Source organism: Frigoribacterium salinisoli, assembly GCF_054781095.1.
This window is the reverse complement of record NZ_BAAGVB010000003.1, coordinates 207679-224833: the sequence shown is the minus strand read 5'-3', so window position 1 is coordinate 224833 and position 17155 is coordinate 207679. Positions and strand designations below refer to the sequence as shown.

At 72.2% G+C, this 17155-nt stretch carries 14 protein-coding genes; 10 read left to right on the top strand and 4 right to left on the bottom strand.

Annotated elements, in window-relative coordinates; translation table 11 throughout:
* Nucleotides 1-162 precede the first annotated feature (162 nt).
* Together rarD and ACYVHQ_RS09025 are read left to right on the top strand one after the other, a co-directional pair.
* Entirely contained in the window at nucleotides 163-1059 is an 897-nt protein-coding gene (rarD, locus tag ACYVHQ_RS09030) for an EamA family transporter RarD (RefSeq protein WP_460512584.1), read from the top strand.
* Between the two features lie 109 nt (nucleotides 1060-1168).
* A complete protein-coding gene (locus tag ACYVHQ_RS09025; protein WP_460512234.1) occupies nucleotides 1169-2503 on the top strand; it encodes an ABC transporter substrate-binding protein in 1335 nt (444 codons plus the stop codon).
* A 738-nt stretch (nucleotides 2504-3241) separates the two neighbouring features.
* Here ACYVHQ_RS09025 and ACYVHQ_RS09020 read toward each other — a convergent pair.
* The 4 genes from ACYVHQ_RS09020 to ACYVHQ_RS09005 all read right to left on the bottom strand — a co-directional run bounded on the left by ACYVHQ_RS09020 (nucleotide 3242) and on the right by ACYVHQ_RS09005 (nucleotide 7545).
* Nucleotides 3242-3964, bottom strand: coding sequence for an ABC transporter ATP-binding protein (locus tag ACYVHQ_RS09020; protein WP_460512582.1), 723 nt, complete (start codon nucleotides 3962-3964; stop codon nucleotides 3242-3244).
* A gap of 62 nt (nucleotides 3965-4026) precedes the next feature.
* A complete protein-coding gene (locus tag ACYVHQ_RS09015) occupies nucleotides 4027-5103 on the bottom strand; it encodes an ABC transporter ATP-binding protein (protein ID WP_460512580.1) in 1077 nt (358 codons plus the stop codon).
* 88 nt (nucleotides 5104-5191) lie between these two features.
* Nucleotides 5192-6178 (bottom strand): branched-chain amino acid ABC transporter permease, encoded by a 987-nt coding sequence (locus ACYVHQ_RS09010; RefSeq protein ID WP_460512232.1) that lies wholly within the window; start codon nucleotides 6176-6178, stop codon nucleotides 5192-5194.
* A gap of 11 nt (nucleotides 6179-6189) precedes the next feature.
* On the bottom strand, nucleotides 6190-7545 hold the full coding sequence (locus tag ACYVHQ_RS09005) for a branched-chain amino acid ABC transporter permease (RefSeq protein WP_460512230.1): 1356 nt from the start codon (nucleotides 7543-7545) through the stop codon (nucleotides 6190-6192).
* A 341-nt stretch (nucleotides 7546-7886) separates the two neighbouring features.
* Between ACYVHQ_RS09005 and guaB the strand changes: the two genes are divergently transcribed.
* The 8 genes from guaB (at nucleotide 7887) to ACYVHQ_RS08965 (ending at nucleotide 17095) form a co-directional block, all read left to right on the top strand.
* Nucleotides 7887-9389, top strand: a complete 1503-nt coding sequence (gene guaB / locus ACYVHQ_RS09000; RefSeq protein ID WP_460512228.1) for an IMP dehydrogenase — start codon at nucleotides 7887-7889, stop codon at nucleotides 9387-9389.
* A 140-nt stretch (nucleotides 9390-9529) separates the two neighbouring features.
* Nucleotides 9530-10330: a hypothetical protein gene (locus ACYVHQ_RS08995; RefSeq protein WP_460512226.1), complete on the top strand. Its 801-nt coding sequence runs from the start codon at nucleotides 9530-9532 to the stop codon at nucleotides 10328-10330.
* Nucleotides 10331-10393: 63 nt separating this feature from the next.
* Nucleotides 10394-11515: a GuaB3 family IMP dehydrogenase-related protein gene (locus tag ACYVHQ_RS08990; protein WP_460512224.1), complete on the top strand. Its 1122-nt coding sequence runs from the start codon at nucleotides 10394-10396 to the stop codon at nucleotides 11513-11515.
* 80 nt (nucleotides 11516-11595) lie between these two features.
* Nucleotides 11596-13440: a glycerol-3-phosphate dehydrogenase/oxidase gene (locus tag ACYVHQ_RS08985; protein WP_460512222.1), complete on the top strand. Its 1845-nt coding sequence runs from the start codon at nucleotides 11596-11598 to the stop codon at nucleotides 13438-13440.
* Nucleotides 13441-13644: 204 nt separating this feature from the next.
* Entirely contained in the window at nucleotides 13645-14172 is a 528-nt protein-coding gene (locus ACYVHQ_RS08980; protein WP_460512220.1) for a cation:proton antiporter regulatory subunit, read from the top strand.
* A 3-nt stretch (nucleotides 14173-14175) separates the two neighbouring features.
* Nucleotides 14176-15561, top strand: a complete 1386-nt coding sequence (locus ACYVHQ_RS08975; protein WP_460512218.1) for a cation:proton antiporter — start codon at nucleotides 14176-14178, stop codon at nucleotides 15559-15561.
* 147 nt (nucleotides 15562-15708) lie between these two features.
* Complete coding sequence (locus ACYVHQ_RS08970) at nucleotides 15709-16611, top strand: SURF1 family protein (protein WP_460512216.1); 903 nt, start codon at nucleotides 15709-15711, stop codon at nucleotides 16609-16611.
* Nucleotides 16612-16654: 43 nt separating this feature from the next.
* Nucleotides 16655-17095 carry a DUF3817 domain-containing protein gene (locus ACYVHQ_RS08965; RefSeq protein ID WP_460512214.1) on the top strand — a complete coding sequence of 147 codons (441 nt, stop codon included), beginning with the start codon at nucleotides 16655-16657 and terminating at the stop codon, nucleotides 17093-17095.
* The last annotated feature ends 60 nt before the right edge of the window (nucleotides 17096-17155 follow it).

Below are 17155 nucleotides of genomic sequence, written 5' to 3'. Positions count from 1 at the left end.
CTCCGTCGTCCGTGCAGGGCGTGCACCGATCGGGTCGGCGTGCCCTACCGTGGGCGGGTGAGCCAGAGCCCCGACCCCGCCACCCTGCCGCCCGTCACCGGTCCCGCGGGGGCGCCCGCCGCCTCCGGTGCCGGCCTGGGCTTCGCCGTCGCGGCCTACGGCATGTGGGGCGTGCTGCCGGCGTACTTCCTCCTGATGGCACCGTCCGGGCCGTTCGAGATCGTCGCCTGGCGGATCCTCTTCTCGCTCGCCTTCTGCGCCGTGCTGCTCACGGCCACGCGGGCGTGGCGGTCGTTCGCGGGCCTCCTGCGCGACCGCCGCACGGTGCTCCGGCTCGGCGCCGCGGGGGCCTTCATCGTCGTGAACTGGACGACGTTCATCGCCGCGACCCTCGCGGGGCACGTCGTCGAGGCGGCGCTGGGCTACTTCATCAACCCGATCGTCACGGTGCTGCTCGGCGTGCTCGTGCTGCGCGAGCGCCTGCGGCCCCTGCAGTGGGGAGCGGTGGGCCTCAGCGTCGTCGCCGTGCTCGTCATCGCGATCGGCTACGGCCGGCCACCGTGGGTGTCGCTCGTGCTCGCGTTCAGCTTCGGTGCCTACGGCCTCGTCAAGAAGCAGGTCGGCGGGCGCGTCGACGCGGTCGGCGGCCTCACCCTCGAGACGCTCTGGCTCGCCCCCGTCGCGGCGGCGACGCTCGTCGTGCTGGGCGTCACGGGCGTCGACGGCGGCGTGACCTTCGGCCGGGAGGGCTGGGCGCACGCCCTCGCGCTCGTCGGCGCCGGGGTCATCACGGCGGTGCCCCTGCTGAGCTTCGCCGCCGCCGCGCGACGGCTGCCGTTGAGCACGCTGGGGCTCACCCAGTACCTCGCCCCGGTGCTCCAGCTGGCGTTCGCCGTCGTGCTGCTGCACGAGCCCATGGGCGCGGCGCGCTGGGCGGGCTTCGGCATCGTCTGGGTCGCGCTCGTCGTGCTCACGGTCGACATGCTCCGGGCCGGGCGGGGCGAGCGGAAGCGACGACGGCTCGCTTTGTCACGAAATCACAACGAAACGGTTCGGTGACGGTCGGGACACACGCCCGAAACGATCCGGCCCTAGGTTCATCTGCAACGCGGTCGGCCTGTCGCCACCGGCACGCCCCCGACACCGCCGTCCAGAAAGGGTTCCACGGATGATCCGATCCAGCACCGCCCTCCGGGCACTCGCCCTCGCGGGTGCCACCACCGTCCTGCTCGCCGCCTGTTCGACGACGTCGTCGGACGGCGGTGGTGGCGGCGGCGGGACCGAGGGCTCCGCCACGCCCAAGGCCGACCCGGCGGCGAACTGCTCCGTCGAGCAGAGCACCGATCCCTTCGCGATCGGCACGATGCTGCCCCTCACCGGCACGCTCGCCTACCTCGGCCCGCCCGCCATCGCCGGTGTCAACCAGGCGATCCTCGACATCAACGAGGCCGGAGGCGTGCTCGACCAGCCCGCCGAGATCTCGACCCCCACCGACTCCGGCGACAGCAACGACATGAGCGTCTCGTCGAACGCCGCGACCGAGCTCATCGACGCGGGCGTGCCCGTCGTCGTCGGTGCCGAGTCGTCGAGCGTCACGCTCAACGTCGTCGACCAGCTCACGAGCAACTGCGTCGTCGAGATCTCGCCCGCCAACACGGCGGCCGACCTCAGCGGCTACTCGTCGTACTACTTCCGCACCGCGCCGCCGGACTCGGTGCAGGGCTCGGCGCTCGGTCAGCAGATCGTCGCGGACGGCAACGCGAACGTCGCGTTCATCGTCTTCAACGACACTTACGGCACGGGCCTGCGCGACGCCGTGCAGGAGTCCGTCGAGGCGTCCGGCGGCCAGGTCGTCTACGGCGGCACCGGTCAGGGCCAGGAGTTCCCGCCCGGGCAGACCACCTTCTCGTCCGAGGTCTCGGCGGCCACCGCGGCCGACCCCGACGCGATCGTGATCCTCGCCTTCGACGAGACCGCGTCGATCGTGCCCGAGCTGCTCGCGTCGGGCTGGGACATGAGCAAGGTCTACATGTCCGACGGCAACACGGCCGACTACAGCGGCGACTTCGAGCCCGGCACCCTCGAGGGCGCCAAGGGCACGATCCCCGGTGCCGACGCCGGGGACGAGTTCCAGGCGAAGCTCGTCGCCTCGTACCAGGAGTCGGAGGGCGCCGAGCTCACGGACTTCTCCTACGCGGCCGAGTCGTACGACGCCGTGATCCTCACCGCCCTCGCCGCCGAGGCGGGCGGCGGCACCGACGCCGGCACGATCCAGGCCAACATGGCCGCGGTCTCCGGTGCGGACGGCGGCACCGAGTGCTCGACCTTCGCCGAGTGCAAGACCGCCCTCGACGCCGGTGACGCGATCGACTACCGCGGTGTCTCGGGCATCGGTCCGTTCAACGAGAACAACGACCCGTCCAGCGCCCAGATCGGCGTCTACACCTTCGACGCCGACAACAAGCCCGTCTACACCTCGGGCATCGAGGGCGCCGTCCAGTAGCCCCCCGGCAGCACACCCCCGAGGGCCCGGCAGGAGCGATCCTGCCGGGCCCTCCGTCGTGCCCGCCGGGTCCACCCGCCCCACCTGCCCGCCTGCCTGCCTGCCCGCCCGCCTGCCCGCCCGCCCGCCTGCCCGCCCGCCCGTGCAGCTGGCGTAAAAGGCGACAGGAGGCGCGTCCTCCGTCGCGGCCGGAGCCCGCGCGTCGGCGTGTCGGGCCCGGGTGGTCGCGTCCGGCGCCGAACGCGACAGACCGGCCCTCGCGCGGGCCCGCTCGTCCGCGCGCCCGCTGGGTCCAGCCGCCTGCCCGCTTGCCCCGTGCCCGCAGGCGCTCTCGGCGGAAAAGGCGACAGGAGGCGCGTCCTCCGTCGCGGCCGGAGCCCGCGCGTCGGCGTGTCGGGCTCTGGTGGTCGCGTCCGGCGCCGAACGCGACCAGACCGCCCTCGCCCGGGCCCGCCCGCCTGCCGGGCCCGCCCGCCTGCCGGGCCCGCCCGCCTGCCGGGCGCCCGCCCGCCTGCCGGGCCCGCGCGCCCGCCGGCCGCCCGCTCGCCGGGCCCGCCCGCCTGCCGGGCGCGCGCCTCCTGCCGGGCGGGCCCCAGGCCTCCTGAGCGCTCCCGCAGCCCGCGCCGCTCCCCACGGCCGTCGCGCCTGTCGCGACGCCCCACGCCCCCTGCCCCCCCCACGACGGAGCCCCGCCGGCGCAGGAGGCGCGGGCGGGGCTCCGAGGACGGGCGGCGGCGGTCAGTGCCCGTCGACGTCCTTCGCGAGGGTGCCGAGGTAGAGCTCGATGACCTTGGGGTCGTCGGCGAGCTCGCGGCCGGTGCCCGAGTAGGCGTTGCGGCCCTGGTCGAGGACGTAGCCGCGGTCGCAGATCTGCAGGCAGCGGCGCGCGTTCTGCTCGACCATGATGACGGAGACGCCGGCCTTGTTGATGCGGCGCGTGCGGATGAACGTCTCGTCCTGGCGCACCGGCGACAGGCCCGCGGAGGGCTCGTCGAGCAGCAGCACCTTGGGGTCCATCATGAGCGCGCGGGCCATGGCGACCGACTGGCGCTCGCCGCCCGAGAGCGATCCCGCCCGCTGGCCGCGACGCTCGCCGAGCACCGGGAAGATGTCGTAGATGACCTCGAGCCGTTCGGAGAACGCCTTGGGGCGCAGGAACATCCCCATCTGCAGGTTCTCCTCGATGGTGAGCGAGGGGAACACGTTGTTCGTCTGCGGCACGAACCCGACGCCCGCCTGGACGAGCTTGTTCGCCTTGAGGTTCGTGATGTCCGTGCCGCCGAGCGTGACGGAGCCCGAGTGGATCCGGACGAGCCCGAAGAGCGCCTTGAGCAGCGTCGACTTGCCGGCGCCGTTAGGCCCGATGATGCCGATGAGCTCGCCGGGGTAGCAGACGAGGTCGCAGCCGTTGAGGATGTTCACGCCGGGCAGGTAGCCGGCCACCAGGTCGGAGGCCCGCATGATCGGCTCGGTGCCGGCGAACCGCTCGGTGCCGGGGTGCGCGCTGGTCGTGGTGTCGGCGCTCATGCCTTGTCTCCGCTCTGCTGGGCGTCGGCCGCGTTCGTCGCGGTCGGGGAGGAGGGGTCGGGCCGGCCGGGCAGGTCGCGCCCGGCGACGCCGCCCCGGTCGGTGCCGTGCTCCCGGTCGGTGCCGTGCTCGCGGTCGGTGCCGTGCTCGCCGGCGCGGGCCGCGTCCTCCTGGGCGACCTCCTGCTCGAGCTCGTCGATCGCGTCGTCGGTGAGCAGCGAGTCGTCGCCGAGGTCGGTGTCGTGGTGGGCGCCGAGGTAGGCGTCGATGACGGCCGGGTCGTCCATGACGGTGTCCGCCGGGCCCTCCGCGACGACGCGGCCCTCGGCCATGACGATGACCCAGTCGGAGATGTGCCGGACCATGTGCATGTCGTGCTCGACGAAGAGCACGGTCGTGCCCTCGTCGCGCAGGCTCTGGATGTGCCCCAGCAGCGACTGCGTGAGCGCGGGGTTCACGCCGGCCATGGGCTCGTCGAGCATGATCATCGCCGGGTCGCTCATGAGGGCGCGGGCCATCTCGAGCAGCTTGCGCTGGCCGCCGGAGAGGCTGCCGGCGAAGTCGTCCTTCTTCTCGAGCAGCTTGAAGCGCGCGAGCAGCTCCTCGGCCTTCGCCTCGATCTCTCGCTCGCGCTTCTTCCACAGCGGCGGCACGATCGCGACGAAGAAGTTCTCGCCCGGCTGGTCCGTGGCCCCGAGCAGCATGTTCTGCATGACCGTGAGGCGCGAGAGGGCCTTGGTGAGCTGGAAGGTGCGCACCATGCCCGACCGGGCGACCCTCGCGGCCCCGACGTTGCCCATGGCGCGGCCGTCGAACGTCCAGGTCGCGACGCCGGGACCGCTGCGCTTGAACGCGGTGGGGGCGCTCGAGGCCTTGTCGAACCCGGTCAGGAGGTTGAAGAACGTGGTCTTGCCGGCTCCGTTGGGCCCGATGAGGGCCGTGATGGCACCGCGCTGCACCTCGACGTGATCGACGTCGACGGCGGTCATGCCGCCGAACCGTCGGGTGACGGAGTCGACCGTGAGGATCGGGTCGGGCTTCGCGGAGCCGGCCTCGCGGGCCACGCCGGCCAGCTCGGCGCGGAGGGCCGCGCGGTCGTAGTGGTAGCCGTCGCGGCGGGCGCGGCCCCCGACGGGGCTGCTGCCGGTGGTGCTCGTGGTCTCAGACACTGAACGCCAGCTCCTTCTTCTTTCCGAGGATGCCCTGGGGCCTGAAGATGATCAGCAGCATGAGGGCGACGCCGACGAGCACGTAGGAGAACTGCTCCGCCTGCTGGCCGTTCATGATGCTCGAGGGGATGAAGTCGCCGGCGAGCGTGCGCACGAGCAGGCGGACGACGAAGAACAGGATCGCGCCGAGCACCGGGCCGAAGACCGTGGCGGCGCCGCCGAGCAGCAGGGCCGTCCAGATGAAGAAGGTCATCGACCTGCCCATGCTGTCGGGCTGCACCGACGAGGGCAGGACGTACACGATCCCTGCCAGCGCTCCCATCAGCGCGCCGAGCACGAGGGCCTGCATCTTGTACGAGTAGACGTTCTTGCCGAGGCTGCGCACGGCGTCCTCGTCCTCGCGGATGCCCTTGAGCACGCGGCCCCAGGGGCTGCGGTTGAGGAGGTACACGAGCACGCAGAGCAGTGCGACGATGCTCCAGCCGACGATCCTGATCCACCAGCCGCTGACGCCGTTGTTGTCGTAGGTGAACCACAGGAGGGTCGTGCGGCCGTCGGGCAGCGGGGACAGGGCCGTGAAGGGGTCGCGGTAGCTCGACCCCGTGATGCCGTTCGAGCCTCCGGTGACGTCCGTCAGGATGCTCGACCTGCCCACGAAGCGGATGATCTCGGCCGAGCAGATGGTGACGATGGCGAGGTAGTCGCCCCGCAGCTTGAGCGTGGGGACGCCCAGCACGAGCGCGAAGACGAGCGCGCAGAGCAGCGACACGAGGATCGCGAGGCCGAAGGGCAGCCCGCTCTCGATCGAGATCGCGAAGCCGTAGGCGCCGAGCAGCAGGAACGCGGCCTGGCCCATGTTGATGAGCCCGGTGAAGCCGAAGTGGATGTTGAGGCCGATGGCCGCGATCGCGAAGGCCGCGGTCGTGGGGGCGAGGGCCTCGGCGGAGAGGGCTCGCAGCAGTTCGATGACGTAGTCCATGTCGGAGCTCCTCAGCCCACTCGTTCTTTGCGTCCGAAGATGCCCTGTGGCCTGAACACGAGGATCAGGATCAGGATCAGCAGGGCCGTGGCGTACTTGAAGTCGCCGGGGAGCCAGATGTTCGTGAGCTCGACGACGATGCCGATGATCATCGAGCCGGCGAGGGCGCCGAAGGCGGTGCCGAGACCGCCGAGCGTGACGGCCGCGAAGATGAGCAGCAGGATCTGCAGGCCGGTCATCCAGTTGACGCCGTTGAGCACGAGGCCGAGCATGACGCCGGCGAGCCCGGCGAGGCCGGCGGCGAGGGTCCAGACCAGGCGGATGATGCGGTCCACGTCGATGCCGGAGGCGGCGGCGAGGGCCGGGTTGTCGCTCACCGCGCGCGTCGCGCGGCCCGTGCGGGTCTTGAGCAGGAACAGCCCGGTCGCGACGAGCACGACGATCGAGATGCCCATGGCCACGTAGGACTGCACCGTGAGCGTGATGCCGAGGAACGTCACCGTCTCGGGGTTGTCGCGGCTGATGCGCACGGTGCCCGCGCCGTAGAAGTACTGGAACGCGTACTGCAGGGCGATCGAGAGGCCGATGGTGACGATCATGAGCTGCGTGAGGCTCAGCCGCCGCTTGCGCAGGGGCTTCCAGATCGCGAGGTCCTGCAGGAACCCGGTGGCCGCGCAGATCACGGTGCTGAGCACGGCGGCGAGGACCAGGGGCACGCCGACGGAGGTGAACGAGTAGGCGAGGAGCCCGCCGAGGGTCACCTGCTCACCGTGCGAGAAGCTGCTGAGCCCGGTGGTGCCGTAGATCAGCGAGAGGCCGATGGCGGCGAGGGCGAGCAGCAGGCCGAGCCGGATGCCGCTGGCGAACTGCTGCGCGAACTGTCCCCAGTTGAACCCGGAGGCCTGCTCGCCGGTCGTCGCCCCCTGTTCTGCGGTGACCGCGAAGAGCGCGGCCGCCGAGGCGCCGAGGTTCACGTTCACGGTGCGCTCGGGCTGGTCGGCGTTGACGAGGAAGAGGTCCTCGGGCAGCCCGTCGGGGTCGACCGTGACGGTGTAGCTGCCGGCCTCGGTGACGGCGATGCTCCACCGGCCGTCGTCGCCCGTCGTGGCGGTCTCCGCGACGCCGCCGGGACCGGTCGCCGTGATCTCGACGCCGCTGGCGGGTCCGTCGTCGCCGTTCACGGTGCCCTGGAGGCAGCCGGTGGTCGCGTCGGGCACGCAGGCCTCGGCCGGCGCCGCGACGGCGGCCTGTGGCGCGAACGTCGTGGCGGCGGTCGTGGCCCCGAGCGCGAGCAGGAGGCCCGCGGCGACGGTGAGCAGTGGACGGCGCGACCGTGGTCGGTACCGGGGTGGCGTCGAGAGTCTCATGGAACCTCCTGGAGGGGCGCGACCCAGTCGAGGATCGGCCCTCGGCTGCCACTGGGGCGTCGTCGTCGTTGACAGTAACTCGACTCTGTGTCGCGCATGTTTCGGGGCGGGCACGCGGTCGGGTTGGTCGATCGTGCACCATGAGGCGCTCCCCGCGCGACACCGGCGCCGAGGCGGGGGTCGTGTCGTGACCCCTTCGTGACCGTCGGCGGCCCGCCGGGGCCGGGTGGGCCTCCTGCGCCCGGAATGCCGCGGGGCCGCCGCCTGTTAAGATCGAGCACCGGCAGTCGACGGCGATCCGGTGCTCACCCACCCACACCTCGCGCACTCGAAGGGGACCCATGGACCAGCCGGATCCGTTCGGATTCATCGGACTCACCTACGACGACGTCATGCTCCTGCCGGGCCGGACGGACGTCATCCCGAGCGAGACCGACACCTCGTCGCGGCTCACGAAGCGCATCAGGGTCGCCACGCCGCTGCTCAGCGCCGCGATGGACACCGTCACCGAGTCGCGCATGGCCATCGCCATGGCCCGCCAGGGCGGCATCGGCATCATCCACCGCAACCTGTCGATCGACGACCAGGCGGCCCACGTCGACAAGGTCAAGCGCAGCGAGTCGGGCATGATCACCAACCCCGTGACGACCTCGCCCGACGCGACCGTCGCGCAGGTCGACGCGCTCTGCCGCGAGTTCCGCGTCTCGGGCCTGCCCGTGGTCGAGGCCGACGGCACCCTCGTCGGCATCATCACCAACCGCGACATGCGCTTCGTCTCGACCTTCGAGATGCCGACCACGCTGGTGCGCGACGTCATGACCAAGGCGCCGCTGATCACCGCCGCCGAGGGCGTCGACCCCGACACGGCGGTCGCGATCTTCGCGCAGCACAAGGTCGAGAAGCTGCCCCTCGTCGACGCCGACGGCAAGCTCCGCGGGCTCATCACCGTCAAGGACTTCGACAAGAGCGAGAAGTACCCGAACGCCACGAAGGACGACGAGGGCCGCCTCCGCGTGGGTGCCGCGATCGGCTTCTTCGGCGACGCGTGGGACCGCGCCTGCGCGCTGCGCGACGCCGGGGTCGACGTGCTGGTCGTCGACACGGCCAACGGCGAGAGCGCCGGCGAGCTCGACATGATCCGTCGCATCAAGGCCGACCCGACCTTCGGGCACATCGACGTCATCGGCGGCAACGTCGCGACCCGCGCCGGTGCCCAGGCGCTCGCCGAGGCGGGCGCCGACGCGATCAAGGTCGGCGTCGGCCCGGGCTCGATCTGCACGACCCGCGTGGTCGCGGGCGTCGGCGTGCCCCAGGTCACCGCGGTCTACGAGGCGTCGCTCGCGGCGCGCGAGGCCGGCGTGCCGGTCATCGCCGACGGCGGCCTGCAGTACTCGGGCGACATCGCGAAGGCGCTCGTCGCGGGCGCCGACACGGTCATGCTCGGCTCGCTGCTCGCCGGCTGCGACGAGAGCCCCGGCGACCTCGTCTTCGTCAACGGCAAGCAGTTCAAGAACTACCGCGGCATGGGCTCGCTCGGCGCCATGCAGACGCGCGGCAAGAACACGTCGTACTCGAAGGACCGCTACTTCCAGGCCGACGTGCCCAGCGACGACAAGCTGATCCCCGAGGGCATCGAGGGCCAGGTGCCCTACCGCGGCTCGCTCGCCAACGTCGTGCACCAGCTCGGTGGCGGCCTGCGCCAGTCGATGTTCTACGTCGGTGGGCGCACGATCGACGAGCTCAAGGCCAAGGGGCGCTTCGTGCGCATCACGGCCGCGGGCCTCAAGGAGAGCCACCCGCACGACGTGCAGATGGTGGTCGAGGCGCCGAACTACCGCCGCTGACGCGCGCGCCCCGAGCGGGCGAGTTCGCCGTACCCGGGCCGTCGCTGAGGACCGGAGACGACGGACTCGCCCGCTCTCTCGTTCCTCCTGCCGTCCTCCCCAGGCGGCAGTGGGACGTCCTCGGCGTCGAGGCGCGGCACGTGCTGACGGCCGTGGCGGCCGTCCGGGCCTGTCGGTCCCGCGTCGTCCTCAGCCACGTCTCCGCAGCGCTGCTGCACGGGTGCCCCCTGCTCGGCGCGCCACCGCGCGACGTCCGCGTCTCGGTGCCGGAGGCGGGGGGCAGCCGGCGCGAGCACGGTTTCGTCGAGCACGCGCGGGCACTCGACGACGACGACGTCGTGCACCTGCACGGCGTGCCGACGGTGGGTCTGCCGACGGCGCTCGTCGACGTCGCCCTGACCGAGTCGTTCGCCCGCGCCGTGGCGATGCTCGACCACGCGCTCTGCGGCGGGCTCGTCGCGAAGGAGGCACTGTTCGAGGACTTCGACCGACGCGGCACCGACCGTGGACGTCGCCGCGTCGAGGCGGTCGTCGACTTCGCCAGCCCTCTCGCACAGAGCCCGCTCGAGTCGTCCAGCCGGGTCGGCGTGCGCCGCCTGGGCTTCCCCGATCCGGAACTCCAGCACGAGTTCTGCCGCGACGGTCGACTCGTCGCCCGGGTCGACTCCTGGTGGCCGGACGAGGGGGTCGTCGGTGAGGCGGACGGCGCGGCGAAGGACGACGATCCCGAGCTGCGGGCCGGTCGGACGGGCCGAGAGGTGGTGCGCGACGAGAAGCGACGGGAGGACGACGTCCGCGAGTTCGACGAGGTGCGGGGCTTCGCCCGCTGGGGGTGGTCGCACACGCGCGACCTCGAGACGCTCCGGCAGAAGCTCGTGCGGGCGGGCCTCCAGCCCTTCCGGGCCAGTTCGTCGCGGGCGGGCGTGCGCGAGCGACCGTGAACGACGAACTCGCCCGCCGAGCCGGCCCGAGGGCGCGGGGCGCGCCTCCGCTAAGGTGACGGGGTGACTGAGGTAGAGATCGGCGTGTCCAAGCGCGCCCGCCGCGCCCACGCGTTCGACGACATCGCGATCGTGCCGAGCCGCCGCACCCGCGACCCGCGCGACGTCAGCCTCGGCTGGGGCATCGACGCGTTCCAGTTCGAGACGCCGATCCTCGCGGCGCCGATGGACTCGGTCGTCAGCCCGGCGACGGCCATCCGCATGGGTCAGCTCGGTGGTGTCGGCGTGCTCGACCTCGAGGGCGTCTGGACCCGCTACGACGACCCGTCGTCGGTGCTCGCCGAGATCCGCGAGCTGCCCGAGTCCGACGTCGTCGCCCGCATGCAGCAGATCTACTCCGAGCCCATCAAGCCCGAGCTGGTCACAGCGCGCATCGCCGAGATCCGTGCCGCCGGCGTGACCGTCGCCGGCTCGCTCAGCCCGCAGCGCACGCAAGACCTGTACCAGACGGTCGTCGACGCGGGCGTCGACCTCTTCGTCATCCGCGGGACCACGGTCTCGGCCGAGCACGTGTCGAAGAGCACGGAGCCGCTGAACCTCAAGAAGTTCATCTACGAGCTCGACGTCCCCGTCATCGTGGGCGGCGCCTCGACCTACACCGCCGCCCTGCACCTCATGCGCACGGGAGCGGCCGGCGTGCTCGTCGGCTTCGGTGGCGGTGCCGCCTCGACCACGCGGGCGAGCCTCGGCATCCACGCGCCGATGGCGACGGCCGTCGCCGACGTCGCCGGTGCGCGCCGCGACTACCTCGACGAGTCGGGCGGCCGTTACGTGCACGTCATCGCCGACGGCGGTCTGGGCACGTCGGGCGACATCGTCAAGGCGATCGCCTGCGGCGCCGACGCCGTCATGCTCGGTGCCGCGCTGGCCCGGGCCGACGACGTCCCCGGCGGCGGGTTCCACTGGGGCGCCGAGGCGCACCACCCCGAGCTCCCCCGCGGCCGCCGGGTCGAGGTCGGCACGGTCGGCTCGCTCGAGACGATCCTCTACGGACCGGCCTCGACGGTCGACGGCCGGGCGAACCTCATGGGTGCACTGCGCCGCGCGATGGCGACCACGGGCTACAGCGACCTGAAGGAGTTCCAGCGGGTCGAGGTCGTCGTGGCCCCTTACCAGCCCCAGTAGCGTTGAGTGGGGGGCGAGCGGGCGCTGGTGCCCGCTCGCGGCGGGCACCGCTCGCCGGATGACGACCCACGGAGGCCCCCATGGTCACGACCGCACCCGCATCCGCGTCCACCAGCTCGAAGCTCGGTCCCGACGAGCGAGCCGCAGCCCTCGAGGCGATGAGGACCACCGAGCTCGACGTCCTCGTCGTCGGTGGCGGCATCGTCGGCGCCGGTTCGGCGCTCGACGCCGTGACACGTGGTCTCAGCGTCGGCATCGTCGAGGCCCGCGACTGGGGCTCGGGCACGTCGAGCCGGTCGTCGAAGCTCGTGCACGGCGGCATCCGCTACCTCGAGCAGCTCAACTTCCGCCTCGTGCGCGAGGCCCTCATCGAGCGCGGCCTGCTGCTGCAGCGCCTCGCGCCGCACCTGGTCAAGCCGGTGCGGTTCCTCTACCCGCTGAGCAAGCCGGTCTACGAGCGCTTCTACATCGGCGCGGGGATGGCGCTCTACGACGTCTTCAGCTGGACCGGCGGTCGCCCGCCCGGGGTCCCGCACCACCGCCACCTCACCAAGACGCAGGTGATGCGCGCGATCCCGAGCCTCTCGAAGGACGCCGTCGTCGGCGGCCTCACCTACTACGACGCCCAGGTCGACGACGCCCGCTACGTGTCGTCCCTGGTGCGCACGGCCTCGGCCTACGGTGCGCACGCCGCGAGCCGCGTGCGGGTCGAGGGCTTCGTCAAGGTCGGCGAGCGGGTCGTGGGCGTGAAGGCGCACGACTACCAGACGGGCGAGCACTTCGAGATCCGGGCGAAGCAGGTCGTCAACGCGACGGGCGTCTGGACGGACGACACCCAGGCGATGGTGGGGGAGCGCGGCCAGTTCAAGGTGCGCGCCTCGAAGGGCGTGCACCTCGTGGTGCCGCGCGACCGCATCCACTCCGCGATGGGCATGATCTTCCGCACGGAGAAGAGCGTCCTCTTCGTGATCCCGTGGGGCCGCCACTGGCTGATCGGCACGACCGACACCGACTGGGACCTCGACAAGGGCCACCCGGCGGCCACGGCGGCCGACATCGACTACCTGCTGGAGCACGTCAACAAGGTGCTGGCGCAGCCGCTCACGAGGGCCGACGTCGAGGGCGTGTACGCGGGCCTCCGGCCCCTGCTCGCGGGCGAGTCCGACCAGACCTCGAAGCTGTCGCGCGAGCACGTGGTGACCCATGCGGCGCCCGGCCTGGTCGTCGTGGCGGGCGGCAAGTGGACGACGTACCGCGTCATGGCCGAGGACGCCATCGACGAGGCCGCGGCGGCGCTCGACGGCCGCGTGCCCGAGAGCACGACGATGGAGGTGCCGCTCGTCGGCGCCGAGGGGTACCACGCGGCCTGGAACCGCCGCGGCAGGACGGCCAAGCGGTTCGGCGTGCACAAGGTGCGCATCGAGCACCTGCTCAACCGTTACGGCACGCTGGCCGACGAGGTGCTCGACCTCGTGCTCGAGCGCCCGGAGCTGGCCGAGGCGCTGCCCGGTGCCGACGACTACATCGGTGCCGAGGTGGTCTACGCGGCGAGCCACGAGGGTGCCCTGCACCTGGAGGACGTCCTCGCGCGCCGCACGCGCATCTCGATCGAGGCGTGGGACCGCGGCGAGTCGGCCGCTCCCGTGGCGGCGAGGCTCATGGCCGAGGTGCACGGCTGGTCGCAGGACGAGACCGAGGCCGAGGTCGCGAACTACCTGCAGCGCGTGGCGGCCGAGCGGGCGAGCCAGCTGCAGCCCGACGACGAGTCGGCCGACCGCGTGCGGCTCGAGGCGCCCGACATCACGTTCGGCTTCGAGGAGGACGACATGAAGGTCGCCGGCGCCGACCAGGGCGGTGCCCCGAAGTCCGGCGAGCAGGTCGTCGAGCCGGCGGGCACGCCGGGCGACGAGCCGAAGGGGCAGTAGCAGCGAGGCGCGCAGGAGGCGCGGTGCCGGGTCGCCCCGCACCGCGCCTCCTGCGCGTCCCGGCCCGCCCGCCGGCCCCGACCGCTCGGGAACAACCGCGCGCCCCGCGGCGTTGTGCACCTCGTCGGACCCGCCGGACCGGCGGGCGACGCCCGTCTGCCAGGCTGGGCCGATCGTCCCTCGAACCTGTTGGAGCTGCTGACCATGGCCGACGTCCGCCGCGTGAAACTCCCCGGCGTGGGGGTCCTGCACACGTTCATCACCGCCGACGGCGGCAAGTGCGGCGTGATCACGCACCGCTCCGGCCACAGCGACCTGATCACGTTCAGCGACGAGTCCGACGGCGACGATGCCACCAAGGTGTCGCTCCGCCTCAGCGAGGACGAGGCGCACACGCTCGCCGAGCTGCTCGGGGGCACGCGCATCACCGAGTCGCTGTCCGCGCTCGACCAGGTCCCCGGCCTCAGCATCGACTGGTTCACGGTCGACTACGACGACCACATCGCCGGTCAGCCCCTGGGCGACCTCGCGTCGAAGGGCGTCGTCGGGCTCACCGTCGTCGCGGTCGTCCGCGGCGAGGCCGCCAACCCGGCGCCGTCGGCCGACTTCAAGGTGTTCCCGGGCGACACGCTCGTCGTCGCCGGCTCGCCCGAGAAGGTCGCGAAGGCGTTCCAGTGGTACCGCACGGGCACGAAGGTCACCGCGGTCGTCGACGCGCCGCCGGGCGCCTGACGCATGCACCTCGGCGAAGACCTGATCGTCCTCGGCGCCCTGCTGCTCCTGGCCTACGCGCTGGGCCGGGCGGGCAAGCTGATCGGCCTGCCCTCGATCCCGATCTACATGGTCGTGGGGCTGCTCGCGTCGCCGAACGTCGGCTGGTTCCCGCTCGACTTCGACAGCCACGACATCGAGCTCATCGCGGTGTTCGGGCTGATCCTGCTGCTGTTCAACCTGGGGCTCGAGTTCGACCAGGACGAGTTCTTCTCGAACGCGGGCAAGCTCGTGGTCTCCGGCGGCACCTACATCGCCGTGAACATGGGCGTGGGGCTGCTCTTCGGGTTCCTGGTGGGCTGGGGCACGCGCGAGGCGCTCATCATCGCGGGCATGACGGCGACGTCGTCGAGCGCCATCGTGACGAAGCTGCTCATCGAGCTCAACCGGCTCGCGAACCGCGAGACCCCGATGATCCTGGGCGTCACCGTCGTCGAGGACATCTTCATCGCGATCTACCTGGCCATCGTGTCCGTCGTGCTCAGCGGCGAGACCGACCCGTTGCCCGTGGTGCTCGAGCTGGTGGTCGCGTTCACCTTCCTCATCGTCATGTTCGCGGTGGCGCGGTACGGCGGGCGCGTCGTGTCGCGGCTCATGCGCACGAAGGACGACGAGCTCTTCACGGTCCTCTTCTTCGGGCTCGCGGTCCTCTTCGGTGGGCTCGGCGAGGTGCTCGGCGTCACCGACGCCATCGGGGCGTTCCTCATCGGCCTCATCGTCGGCGCCAGCCGCTACCGGGCCAGGGTCGAGCAGTTCGCGCTGCCGATGCGCAACGTGTTCGGCGCGATCTTCTTCCTCAACTTCGGGCTGGGGCTCGACCCGGGGCTCTTCCCCGACGTGCTCGGCGTCGTGGCGATCGCGGTCGGGATGACGGTGCTGCTCAACGTGCTCGCGGGGCAGTTCGTCGCGTGGCTCAACGGCTTCGGTCCGCAGGCGGGCATCAACACCGCCGTGATCCTCGTCAACCGCGGCGAGTTCGCCCTGATCCTGGCGACCCTCTCGGCCGGGGCCGGGCTCGACCCCCGGTTGCAACCGTTTGCGGGGCTCTACGTGCTGGTCATGGCCGTGCTCGGTCCGTTGCTCGCGGCGAACTCGGAGCGCATCGGCGACGTCGTCCTCCGTCGCCGCAAGCGCGCCGAGCGGGCCGAGCGCGAGGCGCGCCGCCTGGAGCGCGAGGCCCGGCACGCGGAGGAGATCGCGCTCGTCGAGGCCGCCCTCGCGGCCGGCGACGCGGGCGACGTCGAGGTCGACGGCGTCGGGGACGACGAGGCCGAGCTCCGGCGCGACGCCGACCTCGAGCGCTCTGCCGAGCGCGAGCGCGCGGCGCGGCAGCGCGACCCCGAGTACTGACGACGCGGCGCGTCCAGCGCGCGCCCGCGCACAGCCCGCGCGCCTGCGCACTGCCCGCGCCTGCGCACTGCCCGCGCGCCCGCGCACTGCCAGCGCACAGCTCGCGCCCACGGTCGGCGCGACCCCGGCCGGTACGATGCTCGGGACATGAGCAGCCCCGAGGAGTCCGCGACCGCCCCGACGGGCACGGCCCTCGACGGTCCGGGCCGCGTCCGGCGGCACCCTGACGGGCACCCGCTGCCGACCACCGTGTGGCAGGTGGCCCGTCGCCCGCGCTGGATCGGCCTCCTCGCCTTCGCCCTCCTCGTCTCGGCGATCTTCGGCCTGCTCGCGCAGTGGCAGATCGAGCGGAGCGTCGAGGGCTCGCAGCCGGTCAACGTCGAGACCGAGACGGTCAAGCCCCTGGCCGACGAGCTCGCGCCGCAGACCGCGTTCCCCGAGCGCCTCGCCGGCCAGCGGGTCACGGCGACCGGCACGATGGTCCCGGCCGACACCATGGTGATCGGCGACCGCGTCGACGACGGGCGGATCGGCTGGTGGCTCGTGGGTCGCCTGGTCGACGGCGCGACCGGCGCCTCGCTGCCCGTGGCCCTCGGCTGGAGCGCCACCGAGCAGGAGGCCCGCGAGGCCGCGTCCGCCGTGCCGGGCCCGACCGACGAGGTCACGGTGACCGGGCGCCTCCTGCCCACCGAGTCGCCGAGCACGAGCGACTACGAGGCCGACCGGGTCACCGTCGTCTCGTCGGCGATGCTCGTCAACGAGTGGACCGACCTCGAGGCCGGCGTCTTCAACGGCTACGTCGTCACCGACGCCGCGGTCGGCGGGCTGCAGGCCGTCACGGCGCCGGCGCCCGAGTCGCAGGTGCAGCTCAACTGGCTGAACATCTTCTACGCCATCGAGTGGGTCGTGTTCGCGGGCTTCGCGGTGTTCCTGTGGTTCCGCCTCGTGAAGGACCGCTTCGAGCGCGAGCACGAAGAGGCCGCCGAGGCGGAGGAGGAGGCCAGGCAGGCCGCCGACCTGCCCCGGGCGACCGCTCCCTCGGCGCCCTGACCGCGCCTCCTGACCCGTCACCGCCCCGAGATAGGATCGACGCATGCCCTTGAAGCCCCGGCCCCGCGACGTCCCGAAGATCCCGGGTGCCGTGCGGTTCTACCGCATCGCGGCCTACATCACCGGGTTCATGCTGCTGTTGCTCGCGGTCGAGATGGTGCTCAAGTACACGCCGCTGCAGATGGAGATGCAGCTCGGCGGCGAGGGCGGCTTCTTCGTGCCGGTCGACTCGATCACGTCCGGGTTCAACCTGTCGACGGCGATCCTCATCGCGCACGGTTGGCTCTACGTCGTCTACCTCTTCGCCACGTTCCGCCTGTGGAGCATCATGCGCTGGGACCTCCTGCGCTTCGTGCTCATCGCGCTCGGCGGGGTCGTGCCGTTCCTGTCCTTCATCGTCGAGCACCGCATGACCCGCGTCGCGCTCGCCCAGTACGACCAGCTCGTCGCCACCACCGCCCAGACCGAGGGAGCCCCCGCGTGACCGACTCCACCGAGACCGAGGTGCACGCCTCGAGCGAGCCCGAGAAGCTCGCCGCCCCGA